Source organism: Streptomyces sp. NBC_01390, assembly GCF_045040105.1.
Lineage (GTDB): Bacteria > Actinomycetota > Actinomycetes > Streptomycetales > Streptomycetaceae > Streptomyces.
This window is the reverse complement of the sequence record NZ_CP109551.1, coordinates 71505-93546: the sequence shown is the minus strand read 5'-3', so window position 1 is coordinate 93546 and position 22042 is coordinate 71505. Positions and strand designations below refer to the sequence as shown.

The 22042-nt window shown below is 68.1% G+C and carries 16 protein-coding genes and 2 pseudogenes; 10 read left to right on the top strand and 8 right to left on the bottom strand.

Annotated elements, in window-relative coordinates; genetic code table 11:
* Window positions 1-342: 342 nt before the first annotated feature.
* Window positions 343-840, top strand: a pseudogene (locus OG241_RS00450) (SDR family NAD(P)-dependent oxidoreductase); the annotation flags it as partial.
* A 1-nt stretch (window position 841) separates the two neighbouring features.
* Entirely contained in the window at window positions 842-1108 is a 267-nt protein-coding gene (locus tag OG241_RS00445) for an SDR family oxidoreductase (RefSeq protein ID WP_405825972.1), read from the top strand.
* A 373-nt stretch (window positions 1109-1481) separates the two neighbouring features.
* Here OG241_RS00445 and OG241_RS00440 read toward each other — a convergent pair whose 3' ends face one another.
* Window positions 1482-1991 (bottom strand): hypothetical protein, encoded by a 510-nt coding sequence (locus OG241_RS00440; protein WP_405812732.1) that lies wholly within the window; start codon window positions 1989-1991, stop codon window positions 1482-1484.
* A 174-nt stretch (window positions 1992-2165) separates the two neighbouring features.
* Here OG241_RS00440 and OG241_RS00435 point away from each other — a divergent pair, with 174 nt between their 5' ends.
* The gene (locus OG241_RS00435; protein WP_405812731.1) at window positions 2166-2723 is read left to right on the top strand and encodes a lytic transglycosylase domain-containing protein; all 558 of its coding nucleotides are present in this window, start codon (window positions 2166-2168) and stop codon (window positions 2721-2723) included.
* Between the two features lie 51 nt (window positions 2724-2774).
* Here the strand turns inward: OG241_RS00435 and OG241_RS00430 are convergent, their stop codons facing one another.
* Window positions 2775-5258, bottom strand: a complete 2484-nt coding sequence (locus tag OG241_RS00430) for a SpoIIE family protein phosphatase (RefSeq protein WP_405812730.1) — start codon at window positions 5256-5258, stop codon at window positions 2775-2777.
* A gap of 757 nt (window positions 5259-6015) precedes the next feature.
* On the opposite strand from OG241_RS00430, the gene OG241_RS00425 reads away from it, so the two are divergent.
* The gene (locus OG241_RS00425; RefSeq protein WP_405812728.1) at window positions 6016-7449 is read left to right on the top strand and encodes an endo-1,4-beta-xylanase; all 1434 of its coding nucleotides are present in this window, start codon (window positions 6016-6018) and stop codon (window positions 7447-7449) included.
* Window positions 7450-7525: 76 nt separating this feature from the next.
* Here the strand turns inward: OG241_RS00425 and OG241_RS00420 are convergent, their stop codons facing one another.
* The 4 genes from OG241_RS00420 to OG241_RS00405 are packed head-to-tail and all read right to left on the bottom strand — an operon-like array spanning window position 7526 to window position 9567.
* The gene (locus OG241_RS00420) at window positions 7526-7924 is read right to left on the bottom strand and encodes a TetR-like C-terminal domain-containing protein (protein ID WP_405812727.1); all 399 of its coding nucleotides are present in this window, start codon (window positions 7922-7924) and stop codon (window positions 7526-7528) included.
* Complete coding sequence (locus tag OG241_RS00415) at window positions 7903-8169, bottom strand: TetR/AcrR family transcriptional regulator (protein ID WP_405812725.1); 267 nt, start codon at window positions 8167-8169, stop codon at window positions 7903-7905. The genes OG241_RS00420 and OG241_RS00415 overlap by 22 nt, the downstream gene beginning before the upstream one ends.
* 28 nt (window positions 8170-8197) lie before the next feature.
* Window positions 8198-8677 carry a PaaI family thioesterase gene (locus OG241_RS00410; RefSeq protein ID WP_405812723.1) on the bottom strand — a complete coding sequence of 160 codons (480 nt, stop codon included), beginning with the start codon at window positions 8675-8677 and terminating at the stop codon, window positions 8198-8200.
* Window positions 8635-9567 (bottom strand): aldo/keto reductase family oxidoreductase, encoded by a 933-nt coding sequence (locus tag OG241_RS00405; RefSeq protein WP_405812721.1) that lies wholly within the window; start codon window positions 9565-9567, stop codon window positions 8635-8637. The genes OG241_RS00410 and OG241_RS00405 overlap by 43 nt, the downstream gene beginning before the upstream one ends.
* Window positions 9568-10280: 713 nt before the next feature.
* On the opposite strand from OG241_RS00405, the gene OG241_RS00400 reads away from it, so the two are divergent.
* Window positions 10281-12218, top strand: coding sequence for a tyrosine-type recombinase/integrase (locus OG241_RS00400; protein ID WP_405812719.1), 1938 nt, complete (start codon window positions 10281-10283; stop codon window positions 12216-12218).
* Window positions 12219-12342: 124 nt separating this feature from the next.
* Here OG241_RS00400 and OG241_RS00395 read toward each other — a convergent pair.
* Together OG241_RS00395 and OG241_RS00390 are read right to left on the bottom strand one after the other, a co-directional pair.
* A pseudogene (locus OG241_RS00395) lies at window positions 12343-12606 on the bottom strand (transposase); the annotation flags it as partial.
* Window positions 12607-13018: 412 nt separating this feature from the next.
* Window positions 13019-14044, bottom strand: a complete 1026-nt coding sequence (locus OG241_RS00390; RefSeq protein WP_405812718.1) for a LacI family DNA-binding transcriptional regulator — start codon at window positions 14042-14044, stop codon at window positions 13019-13021.
* A gap of 752 nt (window positions 14045-14796) precedes the next feature.
* Here OG241_RS00390 and OG241_RS00385 point away from each other — a divergent pair.
* The 5 genes from OG241_RS00385 (at window position 14797) to OG241_RS00365 (ending at window position 21981) form a co-directional block, all read left to right on the top strand.
* Window positions 14797-16113, top strand: a complete 1317-nt coding sequence (locus tag OG241_RS00385; RefSeq protein ID WP_405812717.1) for an extracellular solute-binding protein — start codon at window positions 14797-14799, stop codon at window positions 16111-16113.
* Window positions 16110-17015 carry a carbohydrate ABC transporter permease gene (locus OG241_RS00380; protein WP_405812715.1) on the top strand — a complete coding sequence of 302 codons (906 nt, stop codon included), beginning with the start codon at window positions 16110-16112 and terminating at the stop codon, window positions 17013-17015. The genes OG241_RS00385 and OG241_RS00380 overlap by 4 nt, the downstream gene beginning before the upstream one ends.
* Before the next feature lies 1 nt (window position 17016).
* Complete coding sequence (locus tag OG241_RS00375; RefSeq protein WP_405812713.1) at window positions 17017-17907, top strand: carbohydrate ABC transporter permease; 891 nt, start codon at window positions 17017-17019, stop codon at window positions 17905-17907.
* Between the two features lie 37 nt (window positions 17908-17944).
* Window positions 17945-20326: a beta-glucosidase gene (locus tag OG241_RS00370; protein ID WP_405812711.1), complete on the top strand. Its 2382-nt coding sequence runs from the start codon at window positions 17945-17947 to the stop codon at window positions 20324-20326.
* Between the two features lie 474 nt (window positions 20327-20800).
* Window positions 20801-21981 (top strand): IS3 family transposase gene (locus OG241_RS00365; RefSeq protein ID WP_405812709.1). Its coding sequence is split into 2 segments (ribosomal slippage): window positions 20801-21065 and window positions 21065-21981, totalling 1182 coding nucleotides; the frame shifts between segments, so codons are not numbered across the junction.
* Window positions 21982-22042: the final 61 nt, after the last annotated feature.

Sequence of the window (22042 nt, the reverse complement as noted above, 5' to 3'; positions counted from 1 at the left end):
GGGGCGGACCGGAGCCATCCCGCGTCCTGGACCGGGCCCTGCAAGAGTGGACCTCGGCGCGACAACTGAGGCACGCGGCGGCCCTCGCCGACCTCAACCTCCTGGCCTACGCCCTCACCGCTGCCGGGGACCCGGCCCGTGCCGCCACAGTCTTCGGGGCCGTCGCCGGTGTGGCCCCCCACCCCTGGCGCCACGGCGAGCATGACCCCGTCCTGACCTTCACCCATGCCCAGCGGCGAGCCGACGCGACACGACGACCGTCCTGCCCGCACTGCGTGGACGCGACCACAGCCGCGCCCATCGCACCGACTCCCCAGCCTGCTCGACCTTTGGTGGTAATCCATGACGCGTTTTCAGGACCGAGTAGCCATCGTCACGGGAGCCGACGCCCCCGACGGCATCGGTGCCGCGGTCGCCCGCGCCCTCGACGAGGAGGGCGCCCGTGTCGTCCTGGGCGCGATGTCCGAGCGGGTGCACCAGCGAGCGGCGGAACTCGGCCCCGCCGCCGTCGGCGTCGTCGCCGACCTCACCGTCGACGGCGCCGCGAACGCCCTGGTGCAGGCCGCCCTGGAACGCTGGGACCGCATCGACGTACTCGTCAACAACGCCGGCATGACATCCGTGACGTCGGGCTGGGACGCCGCCGACGACGTCGCCCGCCTCTCCATGACCGGCTGGAACGCGGCCCTGGCCCGCAACCTGACGACCTCCTGTGCCGCCGCCGTGACGCCGGCCATGACAGCGGCCGGGTACGGACGCATCGTGTCGATCGGCTCCACCACCGGCACCGTCAACGCGATGCCGGGCCAGGCCACCTACACGGCCGCTAAGGGCGGGCTTGGTGGGGCTGTCCCGCGCTCTTGCTCTCGAGACCGTCGGCAACGGCGTCACCGTCAACGCCGTGGCCCCCGGTTATGTGACGACCGGCTCCCAGCTGGAGTTCGAGGCGACCGCGGCCGCTGCGGGTCCCTTCGGACGCAGCGGAACCCCGGACGAGATCGCGGCATGTGTCCTGTTCCTGACGCACGAGTCGGCATCATTCGTCACCGGATCGGTGTTGGTCGCCGACGGCGGGCACGGTCTTCCCGAGACCTGGCCGCACCCTTGACGACGCCGGCGTCGGCAGGGATCCGGCACGGTCCGTGCGTGGCACCCGCCCCCTGCTGTACGTGATTCGGCGCAGCATCGGCTTCGGCATGGATCAGTGCTTGATAGGCCATCAGCAGAGCGAAGATCGCCTGCTTGGGGCGGGGGAGCTGCGTATGCGCAGCACTCGCTGGTCGAGGGTCGTGGCCGGGGTCACACCGCCTACGAGGACGTCGCCATCATCCCCGCCGACCCCATCCCCGGCCACATCAAACGGGGCCAGTACGAGATCAGCGGCGTCGTCCAGACGGGCGACGACGAACGAGAACGCGGGATCGTGGACGCCGCGCCCCTGCGGATCGACGCCACCCGCGGCAACTGGGACGAGATCGAGCTCAGTGCGAGGAACGGCAGGTGTTGTGGTGGGCGATGTCGAGGACGAAGCGCTCGGGGCGGTGTAGCTGCTTCGTCGTGTAGGAGGGTTTGCTGTCGAACGCGGCCCCGAAGGTGACGACGCCCTCGAAGTCGCCGGTCAGTGCGAAGCCCTTGAGTTTCGGCAGATTCAGCTTGATCAGGCGCGGGCCCTTGTAGACGTTCCTGCCCGCGTTGTTGTGGGCTGCGGCTGGGGAGAGCTTGATCTCCAGGAAGTGCTTCCCGGCCAGCGGGACCTTCTTCCCCGAGCTGTCGTAGCGGAGTTCCTTGACACGCGTGACGGTGGTCGGCGGCACTTTGCCCTTCACATCGATGACGATGCGGTCGAAGGAGCAGTGACCGGCGATCCTGGCGTTGACCACGAGACTCGTGGACGGTGCCGGGGACGTGGCGGCGGCAGAGGCCGACGCCGCGGTGCCGGCCAGCAGGAGTGCGCTCGCGGTGATGGCCATGAGGCGATGGCGGGTATACATGACGCCCCCCTATGAGACGTCGGGGACTGGTGGGCACAGTATGAGACAAATGTGAGGGTCATACGGTTGCACGCTTTGGCCAATGATTCTCATGTACTGAAGTGCGACCGCCGACCTCGACGGTCGCCGGCATAGCCGCGGTCGGCCCCAGACCTGGGTGATCACGCCGGCGGGGTGATGCGCAGTGCCGAGGAGGTTGGTGTCTCTCCTCGACTGGTGATGGGCGTCCTGTACAACGAGGCGTACAAGCCCCACCATCCGCTGCTGAAGCGGCTTTGGCAGTGGTGGAAGCCGGAGGCGTCCTTCGGGGTGGCCAACATGCATCAGGCGGCCTTCGAGCAGGTACGACGGAGGCACGGCCTGTCCGAGCGCTGGCAGGATCTGCGGGACGACCCCGCCTTCGCCATCCGCGCGGCGGCGCTGCATCTGAAGGACCTCGACGGCAGGCTTCCGGCAGGCCATGTGCGCCGGTACACCCGCGACGAACTCCTGGCCCTGGGGTACAACGCGGGCGAACGCAACATGCGTGCCTTCGCCCGCGGCGTGCCCCCGGGCCCCATGGCGTGGTCCTACCTGCGCCGTTTCCGTGCAGGTCGGCGGCGCGCCGCCGAAGCCCTGGCAGGCTGCGTGCAGGCGTGCGCCGCCATCTCCCCGAAGGCTTCTCACGGATCCGTCGACCTGGATCATCATCTCGTCCACGGTGCCGCGCAGGTCGACCAGCGGGATGACTGAAGCCCGCCGCGGATTTGTGATCCACATGGCCGGTCCTGGCCACCACGCCCATCACTCACCCGGAGGAGGCGGCGGTGTCTCGCCGGAGGTGTGTGCGAGGGACTGCGCGCACCAGATGGTTTTGCCGTGGGGCGTGTGGCGGGTGCCCCACCCCTGGGTGAGCTGGGCGACCAGCAGCAGCCCCCGGCCGCCTTCGTCGAAGTCACGCGCCCGGCGCAGGTGCGGTGCGGTGTTGCTGGAGTCCGAGACCTCGCAGATCAGGGCGGTGTCGCGGATCAGCCGGAGACTGATGGGGGGCTCGCCGTACCTGATGGCGTTGGTGACCAGTTCGCTGACGACCAGTTCGGTGACGAACGCCGTCTCCTCCAGCCCCCAGGCCTCCACCTGGTCGACGGCGAACTGCCGGGCGCGTGACACCTCCGCGACGTCCGGCTCGATGTCCCGGTCGGCCACGTGCTGGAGATCCAGCGCACGGGTGCGCGCGAGCAGGACCGCGGCGTCGTCCGTGCGGTGTTCGGGCAGCATGGCCTCCATGACCGTCTCGCACAGGGTCTCCAGTGAGGGAGCTCTGTGGTCCAGTAGGCCCAGCAGTTCGGCGATCCCCTGGTCGACGTCGCGCTCGCGGTTCTCCACCAGCCCGTCGGTGTAGAGGGCCAGCAGGCTGCCCTCGGGCAGCTCGAGTTTGGTCGCCTCGAACGGCAGGCCACCGATCCCGAGCGGCGGCCCCGGCTGTACGGACACCGGGATCCTGGTGCCGTCCGGAGCGATGACCAGCGGGAGCGGATGACCGGCGCTCGCCAGCGTCAGGTGGCGCGAGACCGGGTCGTAGACGGTGTACAGGCAGGTCGCCCCGGTTTCGGCGGTCGTCTGGAAGTGGCTGGTGGGCTGGAGGTCGCTGGCGAAGTGGAGGACCAGGTCGTCGAGATGGGTCAGCAGCTCGTCCGGCGGCAGGTCGACGTCGGCGAGCGTACGCACCGCTGTGCGCAGTCGGCCCATGGTGGCCGAGGCGTGCAGACCGTGGCCGACGACATCGCCGATGATCAGCGCGACCCGTGCGCCGGACAGGGGGATGACGTCGAACCAGTCGCCGCCCACCTCCGCGTCGATCCCCGCGGGCAGGTAGTGCGAGGCCACCTCGACCGCTTCCTGGTTGGGCAACCGCTGTGGAAGCAGACTGCGTTGCAGGGTCAGCGCGGTGGTGCTCTGGTGGACGTACCGGCGGGCGTTGTCGATGGCGACGGCCGCCTTGGCGGCGAGTTGCTCGGCGAGGATCAGGTCGTCGGCGGTGAAGGCCTCGGGTCGGTCGAGCCGGGAGAAGGTGGCGACGCCCAGCAGCGCGCCGCGGGCCCGGAGCGGCACGGTGATGCGGCCGGTCAGTCCTTCCGCCGTGACGCCCTTGTCGACCACCGGGTTGCCGGGCGGCCAGTGGGCCGGGTCTGAGGCCAGCCCGGGGCCGAAGGCCCATTCACCGCCGACGCCGGGATCGGCGGAGAGTTCCACGGTGGATCTTCCGGTGGCCATGGAGGTGGCGGTCACGGAATGAACCGCATGCGTGACCGGCACCGGCACCGCGGGCCCGGCCGACCGATCGGCATCATCCGTGGCGCCGTGCCGGGCGGCACGGCTGAGGATGAGGGGTTCGTCGCGGCTCATCGTCGGCGGTGAGGGTGGTTCCTCCCCGCGCAGCACCTCGTCGAAGAGATCCACGGTGACCAGATCGGTGAACCCCGGTACGGAGGTCGTGGCCAGCTCCTGGGCGGTGCCGACGACGTCAAGGGTGCGCCCGATGCCGGTGGTGGCCTCGTTGAGGATAAGCAGCCGCTGCCGGGCCCAGTACTCGGCGCTCATGTCGAATCCCCAGTTGGCGACCGCGCGCACGTTGCCCTCGGCATCCCGGACGGGCCAGATACTGGTCGCCCAGGCGTTGGCGTAGTTGCTCCCGAGCGGGCGGAAGACGGTGATCAGGCGCGCGGGTACGCCCGTCCTCGCCACCTCGGCGAGCTTGTCGGTGTAGGGCTTGTCGTCCCGTTCGGGAAACAGCGAGCGGTCGAACTCGGGCAGCACCTCGCGGTACTTCTTGCCGACGACCTGTTCCTCGGAGTGTGCGATCACCCGCCCCGAGGAGGCGTTGATCCACAGGAACCGCAGCTCCGGGTCGTAGACGCCCAGTGCGAAGGGGCACTGCTCGAAGGCTCGGTCCGCGATGACCGGGCGACGATCCCAGCGCTGGACGGTGACCACCTGACCCTGCACCCGCCCCTGCGGGCCGCGCAACGGCTGAGCCGTGATCACGGAGTCCACCGTGTGACCGTCCCGGTGACGCAGGGCGACGGGCTCGGAGGCGTCCGCGTTGTGGCTCCCGGGGAAGCCGGGCGGCGCAGCCGCGGCCAGCAGGTCGGTCACCGGCCGTCCGACGGTGTCCTGCGCCGTCCAGCCGAGCAGCTGACACCCTCCCTCGCTCCAGCCGCTGACCCGGCCGTCCAGATCGACCACGACGACGGCGGTCGGGCCGTCCTGAGCATCGGCGAGCGTCACGCGTCACACCTCCGTCCGGACAGCGGTGTCCGCCGGGACTGGTCTTCACCGGCCTCCTCCAGCCTAGAGCGGCTGCCGCCGCGGGGCGTCCCGACCGGTGCGGTCGGGGCCGCTGGTGCCTGGCACGGGCGAGCCCATCCGCTAGGAGTTCCGTGTCTGCGGCTCGGTCCCGGAGAACGCTGCGGAGACGCTCCTACGGTCGCCGCGCTGGCGGGCTGCGCGCCGAGGAAAGCGGCCACCAGCAGCAGGGGCGCCAGGACGGCGAGCAGGGCGTCTGAGCGGGACCGTGGACGGGGAGCGTAACCGCATCTGAGGGCCTCCTTGGGGACGGGGCGGCGCTGGGTCGGCGAACCGTGGAGCGGTCGGGTGGGGGTCGGTTGGTTCTTCGAAACATTCGACACCGTCAGCGGATGCTTCGACGCCACAAGTTAGAAATACGGGTCCCATTGGTCAAGGTCTTTGGCTGTTCTGTCTGCAAACGGTCCATCCGAACGGGCAGCGGATGTTCGAATGTTTCGAAGCAGGATTGGAAACTTTCTCCGTGGATGTATTGACGATCCACCGTCAACGCCTCAATCATCCTTCTCCGAGGGGCGACCAGGCTTCGGGGACTTCCCGGCCGAGCTGAACCGAGCCCCTCCTCCGGTGTCCCCGTGCTGCCCGGGGCTCGGCCCGTCCCGCCTGCCGTCGCGGGGGAGCGGCCGGGGTTTCCGCCTGCACTTCAGCCAGTCCGTGACGTCCATTTGGAGGTACGCCCATGGGTTCGTACGCCCTACCCAGATCCGGTGTCGGCCGGAGGATCCGCGGTGCGCTGCTCGCACTGAGCGTCGGCCTCGGCGTAGCCACCACGCTGGTCACGCCACCGGCCGCACACGCCGCCGAAAGCACCCTCGGGGCCGCCGCGGCGCAGAGCGGCCGCTACTTCGGTACCGCCATCGCCTCGGGCAGACTGGGCGACTCGGCGTACACCTCGATCGCGAACCGTGAGTTCAACATGGTCACGCCCGAGAACGAGATGAAGATCGACGCCACCGAACCGCAGCGTGGCCAGTTCAACTTCACCGCCGGCGATCGCGTATACAACTGGGCCGTGCAGAACGGCAAGAAGGTCCGCGGCCACACCCTGGCCTGGCACTCCCAGCAGCCCGGCTGGATGCAGAGCCTCAGCGGCAGCAGCCTGCGCCAGGCGATGATCGACCACATCAACGGCGTGATGGCCCACTACAAAGGCAAGATCGCCCAGTGGGACGTCGTGAACGAGGCCTTCGCCGACGGCAACTCGGGTGCCCGGCGCGACTCCAACCTGCAGCGCACCGGCAACGACTGGATCGAGGTCGCCTTCCGCACCGCGCGCGCCGCGGACCCGGCCGCCAAGCTCTGCTACAACGACTACAACACCGACAACTGGACCTGGGCCAAGACCCAGGCCGTGTACAACATGGTCAAGGACTTCAAGCAGCGCGGAGTACCGATCGACTGCGTCGGCTTCCAGTCGCACTTCAACAACGACAGCCCGTACAACAGCAACTACCGCACTACCTTGCAGAGTTTCGCTGCTCTCGGCGTCGACGTGGCCGTCACCGAGCTGGACATCCAGGGCGCCTCGCCCACGACGTACGCCAACGTGGTGAACGACTGCCTGGCCGTCTCGCGCTGCCTCGGCGTCACCGTCTGGGGCGTGCGCGACAGCGACTCCTGGCGGGCGGAGCAGACACCGCTGCTGTTCAACGGCGACGGCAGCAAGAAGGCCGCCTACACCTCCGTCCTCAACACACTCAACGGCGGCACCACCACGCCGCCTCCGTCGGGCGGCGGCGGACAGATCAAGGGTGTCGGTTCGGGTCGCTGCGTGGACGTTCCCAACTCCAGCCAGACCGACGGCACCCAGGTCCAGCTGTGGGACTGCAACAACGCCACCAACCAGCAGTGGACGTCCACCAGCGCCGGTGAGCTCAGGGTTTACGGCAACAAGTGCCTGGACGCCGCCGGCACCGGCAGCGGCGCCAAGGTTCAGATCTACAGCTGCTGGGGCGGCGCCAACCAGCAGTGGCGCCTCAACTCCGACGGATCCATCGTCGGAGTCCAGTCCGGTCTCTGCCTCGACGCCGTCGGGAACGGTACCGCGAACGGCACTCAGATCCAGCTGTACACCTGCTCGGGCGGCAGCAACCAGCGCTGGACCCGCACCTGACTCCATCAGGAGCACAATGCAGGCCTCCCCGGGGCACCGTCATGCCGACAGTGCCCCGGGGAGGCCATCGCGTGGTTCAGTCCGGCCGCGTCACCGCGGACATCGACGGTGGGCGGGTGCGAGAGGCGGTGAGCAGCGCACCGTGGACGGCTGAGGACGCGGCGCGGGCCACGTAACGGCCGGTGTCCGAAGGCCAGGCGTCACGTTCCTGATGGATGAGGAGGGACACCGCGCCGTGTACGGCGGAACACAGCACTCTGGCCGTTTCGGTCGGGCTCTCCATCGGCACGCCGGCCTCACGGCAGGCGGTGACCTTGTCCCGGAAGTAGCGGAAACACGCGTCCTCGTTGTGACGGCTCGCCTCGGTGGCTTCGCCGTCCGTCACCAGCCGGTACTGGGCGGGGTGGCGAAGCCCGAAGGCGATGTAGGCGACGCAGGTCTCGTGGAGCGCCGTCACCAGGTCCGCGATCCCCACGACACCGCTTCCAGTTCGCCGAACAGGGTTCTCCACACGCGCAGACACGTGGCGTGGACGAGTTCCTGCTTCGAGGCGAAGTGGAGATAGACCGACGGCGGCGTGACGTCGGCGCTGGTCGCCACCGCGCGGATCGTCAGCGCGTCGGCGTCACCGTCTTCGAGCGTCCGGCCGGCGATGTCGAGCAGTTGGTCGCGGAGCAGGCCGCCCTGCTCTTTGGCGGCGCGATCCAGGGAGGTGGTCACGGAGGTGAGCCCTGGAGAGGGATCGCCATCAGGAGGCCTTCTGACCGACGGCGGTGACCACCTGCGTCACCCTGGCGCACAACTCGCCCTCGGTGTCGACATCGACCTCGACGACGGTGTTGCGCCCCACCTGCAGAGGACGCGCTGTCGCGACCACGTCCGCGCGGGCCGGGCGGAGGAAGTGCGTGGTCGACTCCACGGTGGCCGGCGCGGAAACACGCGTCCTCGTTGAGCGCGGCGCACACGGCCCCGCACACATCGGCGAGCCCCATGCTCCGCCGTGAAGACGGTCGCCCACCGTGGAGAGGGAGAGATGGTGCGCCAGCGTGGCTCGAACGCCGGCGGCGGTCATCTCGTCGAACACGACGCCCAGCGTCTTGGCGTACGGCGCGAGGGTGTAGACGTCATCGGCTGCGAGTGTGGTCGCGGATGCTCCCGGTGAGGTTAGTCCGGAAGGGGCAGAGGCTACGGCACCTTGTATCCGGCGGCGCGGAACAGTTCGTACCATTCGGGGCGGGCGAGCGGGAGATCGGAACCGAGCGCGGCGGCGGTGACGCGTTCTGGCGTGGTCGTGCCGAGGACGACCTGCATCTGCGCGGGATGGCGCGTGATCCAGGCGACCGCGATCGCCTCGGCCGGCACGCCGTATTTGTCGCTGAGCCGGTTGATCACTGCGTTCAACTCGGGGAAGCGGTCGGAACCGATGAACGGTCCGTCGAAGAATCCGGCTTGGAAAGGCGACCACGCCTGAATGGTGATGTCGTGCAGGCGGCAGTAGTCGACGATTCCGTCATCACGGACGACCGACTGATCGAGGTCCTGCATATTTGCGGCGACGCCCTGCGCGATCATCGGGGCGTGAGTGATCGACAGCTGGAGCTGGTTCGCCACGATGGGTTGCGTCACGTGCTTGCGCAGCAGGTCGAGTTGGCGGGGGGTCTGGTTGGAGACGCCGAAAGCACGTACTTTGCCCGCCGCCGCCAGCTCGTCGAAGGCCCGGGCCACCTCCTCCGGTTCCACGAGAGCGTCGGGACGGTGCAGCAGCAGGATGTCGAGATAGTCGGTGTCCAGTGCCCGGAGTGAACCGTTCACGGACTCGACGATGTGCTGATGAGAGAAGTCGAAGTAGGGCCCGTCCTTGACGATGCCGGCTTTCGACTGAATGACGAACTGCTCACGCTCCGACGAACTGAGTTTCATGGCTTCAGCGAACCGACGCTCGCAACCGTGGTCGTCCGAGCCGTAGACGTCGGCGTGATCGAGGAAGGTGATGCCGGCGTCGCGCGCAGTGTTCACGAGTGTGCGCACCGCCTCGTCGGTCATGTCCTGGATGCGCATCAGTCCAAGGACGACGTTGGGGACCACCATGTCGGTGCCGGGCAGGGTGAAGGTCTTCATGGGGCTCTTTCGCTGTGACGTGAACGGCTTCAGGCGGAGGGGCTTGCGGACTGGTCGTCAGGATTGAACCAGAGAGGGGTGCGGCTGCGAATTCTGACTCCGGTCATCATCGCGACGTCCTTGGCGAGCAACCCCCGTATTGCATCAATCGGGTCGGCGTGATCCGACCATGGAATTGGCGCGAGCCCATCGCGTCGAGCAGGTCACCGAGGACGTGATGTTGCATGAGTTCCTCTTCTCGGACGCCGGGGCGCGGTGCGTGGTGCGGTGAGGCGCTGCGGTCTCACTCTAGAAATGGTCGATCCAGAAATCCAACAACTGTTGGTTCTGAAATTGAGAACTGTGGGATGGGAATACATCCACGCCCTGCTCGAGTCGGCGGGAGGGCTGCAACAGTTGCAGGACGGTGAGCCAGGAGCCGCTCACGGAGAAGGTGGGGGAGCGCGTGCGGGGGACCCACTGGCCCGGCTGCCGGTCCCGGGTCGCTCGCCACGTCCCGGGGATCTCGCCGAGAGATCCCCGGGAGGCAGTCCCGTTCGATGGCTGGGCGGTCAGGGTGCGTCGATGAGGATCCGGCTCTGGGTCCGTGTGAGCGTGGCGATCGCGCTTGCGTAGGCGATATCTATAGCTCCTGCAGTCCGGCAGGGACATGAGTACTTGGCCCTGACCGGCTGCCTCGTGACAAGTATCCGAGAGCTGTAGGGACGTTAGGTATGTTCGTGATCATGATGGGTGGGTATCGCGCCGAGAGGGTGCTGGGGCCGGTGGATGGGTCCATTGCCTGGGTTGTTGTGGATGACGGGTTCTCACTGCACGAAGAGTCGTGTGCGTTCTTGGCGGGGCTGCGGGCGCGGGGCCGGTCGTCGAACACCGAGCGGGTGTACGCCGGCCGTGTGGCGGTGTACCTGTCGTGGTGCGAGGCGAGTGGTGTGGACTGGGCTCGCCCGCGGCTGCTTGATCTGGCTCGGTTCCTGCGTTGGCTGGTGGCCGAACCACTGTCGGCGCGTGGGCGTGACGGTGGCGGGGTGCCGCGGTTTCGTACCGAGGCGACGGCGAACGCGGTGATGACCGCGGTGTGCGAGTTCCTGCGGTTCGGGAGCCGGCAGGGCTGGGTGGCGGCCGAGGTGGCGGCGTCGTTGACGGAACCGCGGTATCTCGCGTATCTGCCGTCGGGATTCGACCCGGGGGAACAGGGCCAGTTCCGCAGCGTCCGGGCACGGATGCTGAAGTATGCCGCAGCGGTGGAAGGCCCGCTGTGGCTGTCGGATGAGCAGATCGAGCAGCTCCGAAAGGCCGCTGTTCGGGGCCGGGACCGCTTCTTGGTGTCGCTGCTGGCCTGCACTGGGATGCGGATCGGAGAGGCGTCGGGGCTGCACCGGCAGGACATGCACCTGCTGTCGAACTCCGCGATGCTGGGCTGCCAGGTGGCGGGGCCGCACGTGCATGTTCGGCGCAGGCTGAATGCCAACGGGGCGCTGGCCAAATCACGTTTCTCGCGGTGGATCCCGGTGACCGAGGACCTGGTCGACGGGTACGTCGAGTATCTGCATGAGCGGGCCGCACACTTGCCTTGTGAGGTGGAGAGCAACAGCGTGTTCGTGAACCTGTATGCGGGGCGGCGGGGCCGGCCGATGACGTACGTGGCCGCGAAGGACATGTTCGACCGGCTCGCGCGGCGGGTGGGGTTCGAGGCCCGCCCGCACATGCGTTTGGCGGTCGCCAGTGGGCAGGATCCGGCTCGTTGCGCGGTCGAGCGCGCGGGGCGCCATTGCGGCTACCCGGCCTCCTCTCGGGGGCTGTGCATTGTCCACTACGAGGGCTGGCGCAAACACTCCGGGCGGCCGACCTTCACCGGTGCGGAGTTGGCAGCCTGGGCGGCAGAGTCCGGGGTGCCTATCGAGGATCAGGTGCCTGCCTGCGCGGTGCCGGGGTGTGTCAGTGCGGCGGCGCCGCGTCGGGTTCTGTGCGCGTATCACCACCGGGCTCCGGCGGCGGCCGCCCGGCGTGGGGAGGCGGGGGCGGCGGAGGCGAGGGCGCCTCACTGCCCAACGACTACTACGACAACGAGACCCCCCTGCGCGCCAACCGCGGCGCCCTGGGCTTCGCCACCCCCGAAGCCCAGCGCATCTTCGACGGCGCCTATGTCCTCGCCCCGCAGAGCACCTCGTACTGGATGGAGGACGGCCCCCGCTTCGCCCCCCCTCATCCACGAGATCATCAGCGACGTCACCCGCCGCCACCACATCGACCGCGACCGGATCTATGTGGCCGGCTGCAGCAACGGCGGCTACATGAGCCTGAAGATGACCACGGTCTACCCCGCTCTGTTCGCCGCATCCGTACCGGTCTGCGGCGTCGTCGCGTCGTTCCCGCCCGGCGGTGCACCCCTGGTCCCCGACAGCGATCTGGCCCGGATCAGTACCCCCACTTGGCTCGTCGCCTCCCGTGACGACACGACCGTGGACCCGCCGGCCAACACCGTGCACGCGCACGACATGATCCCCGGTTCCTTGATGACGCTGTACGACCACGTCGTGTGGAACGGCCGCCAGTTCGACGGCCACTGGTCGTGGATCTACGTCGCCCGCAACGACCCCAGCGTCAACGGAACCCACGTCTGGCAGTGGATGGCAGCCCGGCAGCGTCATTGACGGGTCGGCGGGGCTCGTCGTCGCGGACAGCAACCTCCCGCGCCGTTCAGCGTCATCCACGGTGCCCGTTCCCGCGCTTCCTCCGGGGAGCGCGGTCGGCGTGCAGGGCCGGCCCCTGAGTCACCATCAGATGGTGTTTGCTGCCCGTCCTCCCGCGGTCCACCGGGCTTCGACCAGTCCTGGCGCCTCCCTTCAACGCCCGGATGTGGGAGCCGTCGACGGCTGCACGGGAGAAATCGAGGGCATTCGCGCTGCGGAGTTCGGCGAGGAGGACCCCGTGCAGGTGGGGTCATACACCTGCCTCGGTCCACTTGGTCAGGCGGCGCCAGCATGCCATTCCCGACCCGAAGCCGAGTTCCTGCGGCAGATGTTCCCAGGCGATCCCGGTACATTGGCCGTCCACCTGTGCTGGTGGATCGGCGCGATCCGCCTGGCCAAACCGGATTTCCTACTGGGCACGGCGCTTCTACGACGACGACAAGTTGCGCGAGGCGGTCCGCCGTTTCGAGTAGCCCGCCGACACGAGTTCCAGGTACGTCCGGGCTCAGGCGGCGGCTGGAAGCCGAGAGCCTGCGCTGCCCGGTGCGGAGTCGGTTCGTTCCAGAGGTCGTCATCGCCGAGATGGCCCGGCACCTTGGCACCGACCAGGTCACCATCCACAACTGCCTCAGCGTCCCAGCAACGCCGCATAGCGCCGAAAACTCTGCGCCGTGAAGAGGGGAGGGACGCACCGACAGACACCATCTCCTACCGCGGGCTGCGCAAGACCCGCCTTGGTCATGCCCTGATCCCCGACGGGCTCACCCTCCACCGCCTCGACCTGTCGGCGGCGCCGTTGAGGCACGTACCACGAGTTCGGTGGCGAGTTCGATGTGGTGGGACTCGACCTTCTCACCGTTGGCCAGTCGGAGGGCGGTGCGCAGGGCGGCACCGCCCATCTCCCGTAGCGGCTGGCGCACGGTGGTCAATGGCGGTGAGGCCATCTGAGCGAGGTGCGTGTCGTCGAAGCCGGCCACGCTCAGGTCTTCGGGGATGCGCAGGCCTCGGGTGCGGGCGGTCTCGATGACACCGAGGGCGATCTCGTCGTTGCCTGTGAAGATCGCCGTCGGCGGCTCTTCCAGGTCCAGCAGTGCCGCGGCGCCGAGCAAGCCGGTCCCGTACGTGAATTCTCCGGGCCGGACGTACGCGTCGGGTACCGGCGCTCCTTCCGCCTCCATGGCGGCGCGGTAGCCGTGCATGCGTGCCTGGTTGCACACGGCCATGGCCGGTCCGCCGAGATAGCCGATGTGGCGGTGGCCGAGGGAGAGCAGGTGCTGGGTCGCGGCCAGGCCGCCGGCGAAGTTGGTCGCCCCGACGCTGTTGACCCGGCTGTCGGGCAGGTGCAGCGGGTCCAGTACGACCAGCGGCAGCCCGGCCCGGGCCAGCTCCTTCAGGTGCGCGGTGGTATACACGCTGGTGACCGCGATGAGGGCGCGGCGCCCGGCTGAGACCAGGTCCCGGGCCCAGTGCGGGGCGCGGGACGCCTTGCTGATCGCCACTGAGGCCCCTGCTTCGGCGGCGGAGTCGATGATGCCGTCGAGGGCCTCGGCCACGTACGACTTGAGGCTGCCCTGGAACTGCACCTCGATCACCGGGCTTTCCATCGCCTCGGTGTGGCGGAACACGGGTGCCAGGTAGTCGTGCTGAAGCAGCAGTTCCTGCACCCGGGCGCGGGTCTGCGACGCCACGTCATCGCGGCCGTTGACCACCTTGGACACGGTCGCGACGGAGACGCCGGCCGCTTGGGCGATGTCCGCCAAAGTGGTGCGCCTGGCGTTCGGTGGCATTGGTTCCTCTCAGCTGTACGTCCACCGGTGTGGTGAGCCGCCGATCGTGGCCGGTAACGCGGGTGGAATCGGTCAACCGTACGACAATCCGGCAGGGGGCTCGTCCGAGGAGGTGCCGAAGAGCCCCTCGGCGCCGCGGTGTTCGACGATCCGCGAGAGATCCCGTCCGGTGAACCTGTCCCGATCGGCATGCACTCCGACCCGTACGCCCTTCAGGACCCTGTGCTACCTCTGCCGGCAGAACGCTCCCGGGTTGCGCGAGCACGCCCTCGACAGGCGCCACTTGCAAACTCTCGGCCTTCCCGTCGCCGCCTTCGGCCATGCGCCCCCAGGCAGTTGCCGACCTGGCGGCTGCCGAAGTGTGCGACCTTCCCCGCCACCGTCATCCCGGCCAGGAGGACATCGACCGGGTCCGGCCGGGGCCGTACCGGGTCCTTTCGACGCGGCATGACCTGGCCTGTCACCGGCAGTGCATCAGCCGGAGCCATCGCCTCCTCCCTCCCCCCACTGCCCTTGACCCCAAAATTCGAAATGTTTCGGTCTTCGCCAAGGCTTCTCGCGAGTCGTGCTCGCCCGATATTACGCAGATGACTGCTGCCCAACAACGTGTCTGCGCGTGCCTTGACAGGGCGTCAGCCCGAAACCTAATTTGCACGGACAAGCTCCATGCACAGGTTCGAAGAAGGCTTTTTCGAAAAGCTTTCACCACGACTCACGAGACGCCGGCTGGCTCTCGAGTGCGGAGAATGAACATGGCGATCCCCCTCTCTCGACGTACCTTCCTCGGGCTGGCCGCCGCGGTGCCGGCCTCCGCGGCGCTGTCGGCCTGCGGCTCGTCCGGTCCCAGCGAGAGTGGCGGTGGAGCCTCGTACTGGTACCTCAGCGGCCAGCCTCAGGAAGGCGTCAGGACGAACGCGCTCAAGGCGTTCAACAAGGCCCACCCCAAGGAGAAGATCAAGGGCACCACCTTCCCGAACGACGCGTACAAGACGAAGATCAAGACCGCCATCGGCGCCGGGCAGGCGCCCACCATGATCTGGGGCTGGGGCGGCGGCACGCTGCGCAGCTACGTGAAGGCCGGGCAGGTCGAGGACCTCACCTCGTGGTTCGGCGATCACCCCGAGGTCAAGAAGCGGGTGTTCCCGTCCTCGTTCGGCCCGGCGACCATCGACGGCAAGATCTACGCGATGCCGGTCGAGACCGTGCAGCCGATCGTTCTCTACTACAACAAGAAGGTCTTCGACCAGGTCGGCGTGAAGCCGCCGCAGTCCTGGGGCGACATCATGGCCCTGGTGCCCAAGTTCAAGGCAAAGGGCATTGCGCCGTTCTCTCTGGGCGGTCAGTCCCGGTGGACGAACATGATGTGGCTGGAGTTCCTTTTCGACCGCATCGGCGGTCCCGAGGTGTTCCAGGCCGTCTTCGACGGCGAGAAGGACGCCTGGTCCAACCCGGCCGCCATCGACGCGCTCGGCAAGGTGCAGGAGCTGGTCAAGGCGGGCGGGTTCGTCAAGGGTTTCTCCTCGATCACGGCGGACTCCAACGCCGACCAGGCGCTGCTGTACACCGGCAAGGCCGCGATGATGCTGCACGGCTCCTGGTCGTACGGCATCCAGAAGGCCGACGGCGGCGACTTCGTCTCCGGCGGCGGGCTCGGCTTCATGAACTTCCCGCCCGTCGAGGGCGGCAAGGGCGACCCGAGCGACACCGTCGGCAACCCGGGCCAGTACCTGTACATATCCTCCAAGGCCAGCGCCGAGCAGAAGAAGATCGCCAAGGACTACTTCACCAAGGGTGTCCTCCAGCCGGCCGAGGTGAAGGACTGGATCGGTACCGGGGCGGTCCCGCTCCTGCTCGGCACGGAGAAGCAGCTGGACGCCTCCGAGGACGCCGCGTTCCTGAAGTTCACCTACGACGTCGCCAGCAAGGCCAAGACGTTCGCTCAGTCCTGGGACCAGGCGCTCAGCCCGACGGCTGCGGAGACGCTGCTGGACAACATCGTCAAGCTGTTCCAGCTGTCCATCTCGCCGAAGAAGTTCGCCGCCAACCTCAACGAGGTCCTCGGCAAATGACCTCGCTCACACCCCACGCACCGACCGGCGGGCGACCTCGCAGCATCCTGCCGTGGCTGGCCGCGCCGGCGCTGGTGTTCTTCATCGGCTTCGCCGTCATCCCGCTCGTCGGCGTCTTCGCGCTGAGCTTCACGACGTGGGACGGGATCGGCGCCATCCACCCCTCCGGGTTTGCCAGTTGGCGCGCGGTGCTCACCGACCCCGGGCTGCCGCACGCCTTGCTGGTGACGTTCGGGGTGATGGCCGCGTCATGGGCGTTCCAGACGCCGATGAGTATCCTGCTCGGCACGTTCATGGCCGGCCGCCAGCGCTACCGGGCCATCCTCGGCGTGCTGTACTTCATCCCGCTGCTGCTCAGCTCGGCCGCGATCGCCGTCGCGTACAAGGCGCTGCTGAACCCCACCTTCGGGCTCGGCGCGGGCCTGGGCATCGACTGGCTCAGCAAGGACTGGCTGGGGCGGCCGGGACTCGCGTTCGGTGTCGTCATCTTCATCGTCTCCTGGCAGTTCGTCCCGTTCCACTCGCTGATCTACCAGGGCGGGGTGCAGCAGATTCCGGCGTCCCTGTACGAGGCCGCACAGTTGGACGGCGCCGGACGGGTGCGCCAGTTCTTCAGCATTACGCTGCCCGCGCTGAAATACACCATCATCACCTCGTCGACGCTGATGGTTGTTGGCTCGCTGACCTTCTTCGACCTGATCTACGTTCTGACCGAGGGCGGACCCGCGGACGCCACCCGGGTCCTTGCGCTCGATATGTACAAGCGGGGCTTCCAGGCCAACCTGATGGGTCCGGCCAGCGTCATTGCGACCATCCTCGTCCTGGTGGGCCTCGCCCTCGCCCTGCTGCTGCGCCGGCTCGGCGGCAAGGACGCTGCCGCCAGCCAGCTCGAGGGGGTCTGACGTGACCACGACACTGACCAAGGCGCAGCGCCAGGAGAAGATCACCCGCCGCGAGCGGCGCCCTCGCTCCGCGGTTCAACGCCGCAACTGGTTCGGCGGCCTGGCCGGCTGGCTCTGGCTCGTCGTCGTCGCGGTACCCCTGTACTGGACCGTGATCACCAGCCTCAAGGACCAGAGCAAGTACTACGCGGGCAACGCCCTTGCGCCCTCGGCCGATTCCACGCTGGACAACTACCGGCTGGTCATCGAGTCCGACTTCGGCCAGTATTTCGTGAACAGCGTCGTGGTCGCCGTCGGAGCGGTGGTGCCGGCGATCACGTTCTCCTTCATGGCCGCCTACGCGATCGTGCGCGGCGGCGGCACGCGCTTTCTGCGCGCGGTCAACGGCCTCTTCCTCATGGGCCTCGCCATCCCGCTGCAGGCGACAATCATCCCGATCTACCTGATCGTCATCAAGCTGCACCTGTACGACAGCCTGCTGGCGCTCATCCTCCCGTCGATCGCCTTCGCCATCCCACTGTCCGTGCTGGTGCTTGCCAACTTCATCCGCGACGTGCCCAAGGAGCTGTTCGACTCGATGCGGGTAGACGGCGCCACCGAGTGGACGACGCTGTGGCGCCTTGCGGCGCCGCTCACGCGGCCGGCCCTCATCACCGTGACCATCTACAGCGCGCTGACGATCTGGAACGGATTCCTGATGCCGCTGGTCCTCACCCAGAGCCCGTCCAAGCGGACCCTGCCGCTCGCCGTGTGGTCCTTGCAGGGCCAGTTCCAGGTCAACGTCCCCGCCATCCTCGCCGCCGTCGTCCTCACGACGCTGCCCATCCTGGCGCTGTACATCTTCGGCCGCCGTCAGCTGCTCAGCGGTCTGACCGCCGGATTCAGCCGGTGAGACGAGGAACAAGACGACGAGGAACAGGACGAGGAAAGTGACCGCCAACGTGGCCGCAGAGCCCACCCCCGAAATCCCCCTCTGGAACGACCCCGCTCTTCCCGTTGCCGCGAGAGTCGACGCCCTGATCGACGCGATGACGCTTCAGGAGAAGACCGCCCAGCTGTACGGAGTGTGGGTGGGCGCTTCCGACGAGGGCGGCGAAGTCGTCCCGCACCAGCACGACATGGAGGAGGCTGCCGATCTCGAGGCCCTGATGCCCAGCGGACTGGGCCAGCTGACCCGTCCCTTCGGCACCGTCCCCGTCGCCCCGGCGGTGGGTGCGCTCTTCCTGGCGCGCACGCAGGCTCGCATCGCCGCGGCGAACCGTTTCGGAATTCCCGCCGTCGCGCACGACGAGTGTCTGGCCGGCTTCGCCGCCTGGGGCGCCACTGCCTACCCCGTTCCGTTGTCCTGGGGCGCCACCTTCGCCCCGGACACGGTGCGCCGCATGGCCGCCGCCATCGGTCGCGACATGCGGTCCGTCGGCGTCCACCAAGGTCTCGCGCCCGTCCTCGACGTCGTCCGCGACGCCCGCTGGGGCCGCGTGGAGGAGACCATCGGCGAGGACCCCTACCTCGTCGGCACCATCGGCACGGCGTACGTGCAGGGCCTGCAGTCCGCCGGCATCGTCGCCACCCTCAAGCACTTCGTCGGCTACTCCGCCTCCCGTGCCGGACGCAATCTGGCCCCCGCATCCATGGGAGCCCGCGAGCGTGCCGATGTCCTGCTGCCCCCCTTCGAGATGGCCGTCCGCGAGGGCGGCGCCCACTCCGTGATGCACGCCTACACCGACACCGACGGCGTACCCGCCGCCGCCGACGAGCAACTGCTGACCGGACTGCTCCGCGACACCTGGGGTTTCGACGGCACCGTCGTCGCCGACTACTTCGGCATCGCCTTCCTCAAGACCCTGCACGGCATCGCGGCTGACTGGGCCGACGCCGCCGGCACGGCACTCGCAGCGGGCGTCGACGTCGAACTGCCCACCGTCAAGACCTTCGGCCCACCCCTCGTACAGGCCGTCGCCGAGGGCCGCATACCGGAAAGGCTCATCGACCGGGCCCTGCGCCACGTCCTGATCCAGAAGGCGATGCTCGGTCTGCTCGATCCCGACTGGAGCCCCGTACCGGCCGCGCTCGACGGCGCGGATCCCGATGACCCGGACGCCCTGCGCGGCAAGATCGACCTGGACCGGCCCGAAAACCGTCAACTGGCCCGCGAGATCGCCGAGAAGGCGGTCGTCCTGCTCACCAACGACGGAACTCTGCCGCTCACCCGGCCTCGCCGCATCGCCCTGATCGGTCCCAACGCGACCGAGCCCACCGCCGTACTGGGCTGCTACTCCTTCCCGCAGCACATCGGCGTGCGCCACCCCGGGACCCCGCTCGGCATCGAGCTGCCCACCCTTCGCGACACGCTCGCCGCCGAGTTCCCCGACGCCGAGATGACGCTCGCCCTCGGCACCGGAATCGACGACGGAGACCTCTCCGGCATCCGCGAGGCAGCCCAGGCGGCGCACGAGGCCGACGTCGCCCTGGTGGTGCTCGGCGACCGCGCCGGGCTCTTCGGGCAGGGCACCAGCGGCGAGGGCTGCGACGCCGAGGAGCTGACCCTGCCCGGTGCACAGCAGCACCTGCTCGACACCCTGCTCGACCTGGAGACACCCGTGGTCACCGTGCTGCTCGCAGGCCGGCCGTACGCCCTCGGCCGCGCCGTGGGCGAGTCCGCTGCGATCGTGCAGTCCTTCTTCCCGGGGGAGGAGGGCACTCACGCGATCGCCGGGGTGCTCAGTGGCCGTATCAATCCCTCGGGACGTCTGCCGGTCAGCGTGCCGAGTGGGCCGGGCTGCCAGCCGACCACGTACCTCGGTGCGCGGCTCGCGCACGCCAGCAAGGTGTCCAACATCGACCCGACCCCGGCGTTCGCCTTCGGCCATGGCCTGTCCTATGCGCGGTTCGACTGGACAGACCTGGCCGTCGACGCCCAAGAGGCCCCGACAGACGGCGAGTTCACCCTCGGCTTCACCGTCCGCAACACCGGCGAACGGCCCGGAACCGAGGTGGTCCAGCTCTATCTGCACGACCCGGTCGCCTCCGTCGTCCAGCCGGTGCAGCGCCTGGCCGGCTACACCCGCATCGAACTGGAGCCGGGCGAGGCCCGCCGCGTCCGTGTCACAGTCCCGGCCGACCTCGCTTCCTTCACCGGTCGCGACGGGCGGCGCGTCGTCGAAGCGGGGGAGCTGGAAGTGCGGTTGGCCGCCTCCAGCGCGGATCCGCGCCTGACGGTCAGCGTCACGCTGACAGGAGCCGAGCGCCATGTGGACCACACGCGGCGCTTCCACGCCACGTTCGAGCACGAGCCGCCGGCTCGGGCATGAGGCGGGTCTGTGGCACCGTGGGAGGGCCTGGCCCGCGGCCTTTCCCGAGCGGCGGGCCGGTTCGCTGCTCGGCGCGCGAGCGTGACCTCGACTGGCGTGTTCGGGCATGCAGTGAGGGTGTTGGTGAGCGTGGCCTGTTCGGCGGGGTCGATCGAGAGTTGCCGGCGGGTTTTTGACGGTGATCCAGTCGGTGGCGTGGGTGCATCGGTCGTCGGCTGCGGGCGGTTGCCAGATGGCCGGGTCGTGGTCGGACTTGGACCGGTTGGAAGCGCGTGAGTTCGCAGAATCCCGAAGCTGTGCCGCCAAGAACCCGCATGCTGGCTCCGTATCCGGAGAGGCTGACGTCCGGGTTCCAGCCAGAGCCTGTCCGGCGGATCTTGTGGCCAATTCGGTCTGCCTACCGCGGCTGAGGGGCCCCGAAGTTTCCGGACAGGCACCCAATAGGGTTGTCCTGGACAAGGAAACGAGGAAGAAGTGGCGCCACCCAGTAAGTACTCGCCGGAGTTCCGTGAGGAAGCCGTCCAGATCGCGTTGAGGTCGAGCAAGACGATCTCCGAAGTCGCCCGGGAGCTTGAGCTGAACTCGGAGACGCTACGCGGCTGGGTGAAGAAGCATCAGAAGCAGCAGGAACCGGCTCCCGACGCGGAACTGACGGTGAACGAGCGGGCACGCCTGAGGGAACTCGAACGACGTAACCGTGAGCTGGAGATGGAAAATTCTTTCCTGAAAAAAGCCGCAGCGTACTTCGCGAAGGATCCCCGGTAGCAGGCAAGTACGAGTTCATCGACGAGATGCGGCTCGACACCGAGGAGTACGCATACAGCGTCGAGTTCATGTGCGGTCGGCTCGGCGTATCCAGATCCGGCTACTACGACTGGAGATCCCGCCCGGAATCCGCGACAGTCCAGCGGCGCGAAGAATTGAAACTGCTCATCGAGAAGGTCTTCGACATGTCCGACAGCACCTACGGGCACCGGCGCGTCCAGGCCCAGCTGGACCGCTGGGGCGTCGCCGCGGGCGTGGAGCTGGTCCGCCGCCTCATGCGTGAACTGGACCTGGTGCCTTGCCAGCCACGCCCGAAGAGGTTCAACCTCACTCAGACTGCGGCTGGCTTGGTGCCAGACCTCGTCGGCCGCGACTTCACCGCGGCTGCGCCTGGTGAAAAGCTCGTCGGCGACATTACCTATATCGCGACCGGGGAAGGCTGGCTGTACCTCGCGACAGTCATCGACTGTTGCACGAAGGAAGTGATCGGCTACGCAATGGACGACCACTACCAAACTCCGTTGATATCCAGGGCGATCCGCAACGCGGCACGGAACAGGAAGCTCTCGGCCGGCGCGATATTTCACTCCGACCGGGGCAGCAACTACATGTCATCCGAGTTCGGGAGGACGCTCGACCGGTTCGGGCTCCGCAGATCATCTGGCCGCACCGGAATCTGTTTCGACAACGCCATGGCCGAATCATTTTTCGGCGCCCTGAAGAATGAGCGCGTATCAAGGGTGACTTACCTGACCCGCGAGGCCGCCCGGCAGGACATCACTCGCTACATCGAATTCTGGTACAATCGCAAGCGCCTCCACTCGGCGGTGGGTTACCGCCCTCCGCGCGAAGTCCACGCCGAGTACGAGAAGTTGCGAATCGCCGCATGAAATAGACGGTCAGAAGCCTGTCCGGAAACCGCGAGACCCCTCAGGCCTCGATCCGCCTTTG

What these genes read in the sequence shown, in the direction of transcription:
- OG241_RS00440 (WP_405812732.1), bottom strand. Translation starts at nt 1,991, where the DNA reads ATGTATACCCGCCATCGCCTCATGGCCATCACCGCGAGCGCACTCCTG.
- OG241_RS00425 (WP_405812728.1), top strand. Translation starts at nt 6,016, where the DNA reads ATGGGTTCGTACGCCCTACCCAGATCCGGTGTCGGCCGGAGGATCCGC.
- OG241_RS00410 (WP_405812723.1), bottom strand. Translation starts at nt 8,677, where the DNA reads ATGGTACGAACTGTTCCGCGCCGCCGGATACAAGGTGCCGTAGCCTCT.
- OG241_RS00405 (WP_405812721.1), bottom strand. Translation starts at nt 9,567, where the DNA reads ATGAAGACCTTCACCCTGCCCGGCACCGACATGGTGGTCCCCAACGTC.
- OG241_RS00400 (WP_405812719.1), top strand. Translation starts at nt 10,281, where the DNA reads ATGTTCGTGATCATGATGGGTGGGTATCGCGCCGAGAGGGTGCTGGGG.
- OG241_RS00390 (WP_405812718.1), bottom strand. Translation starts at nt 14,044, where the DNA reads ATGCCACCGAACGCCAGGCGCACCACTTTGGCGGACATCGCCCAAGCG.
- OG241_RS00385 (WP_405812717.1), top strand. Translation starts at nt 14,797, where the DNA reads ATGGCGATCCCCCTCTCTCGACGTACCTTCCTCGGGCTGGCCGCCGCG.
- OG241_RS00380 (WP_405812715.1), top strand. Translation starts at nt 16,110, where the DNA reads ATGACCTCGCTCACACCCCACGCACCGACCGGCGGGCGACCTCGCAGC.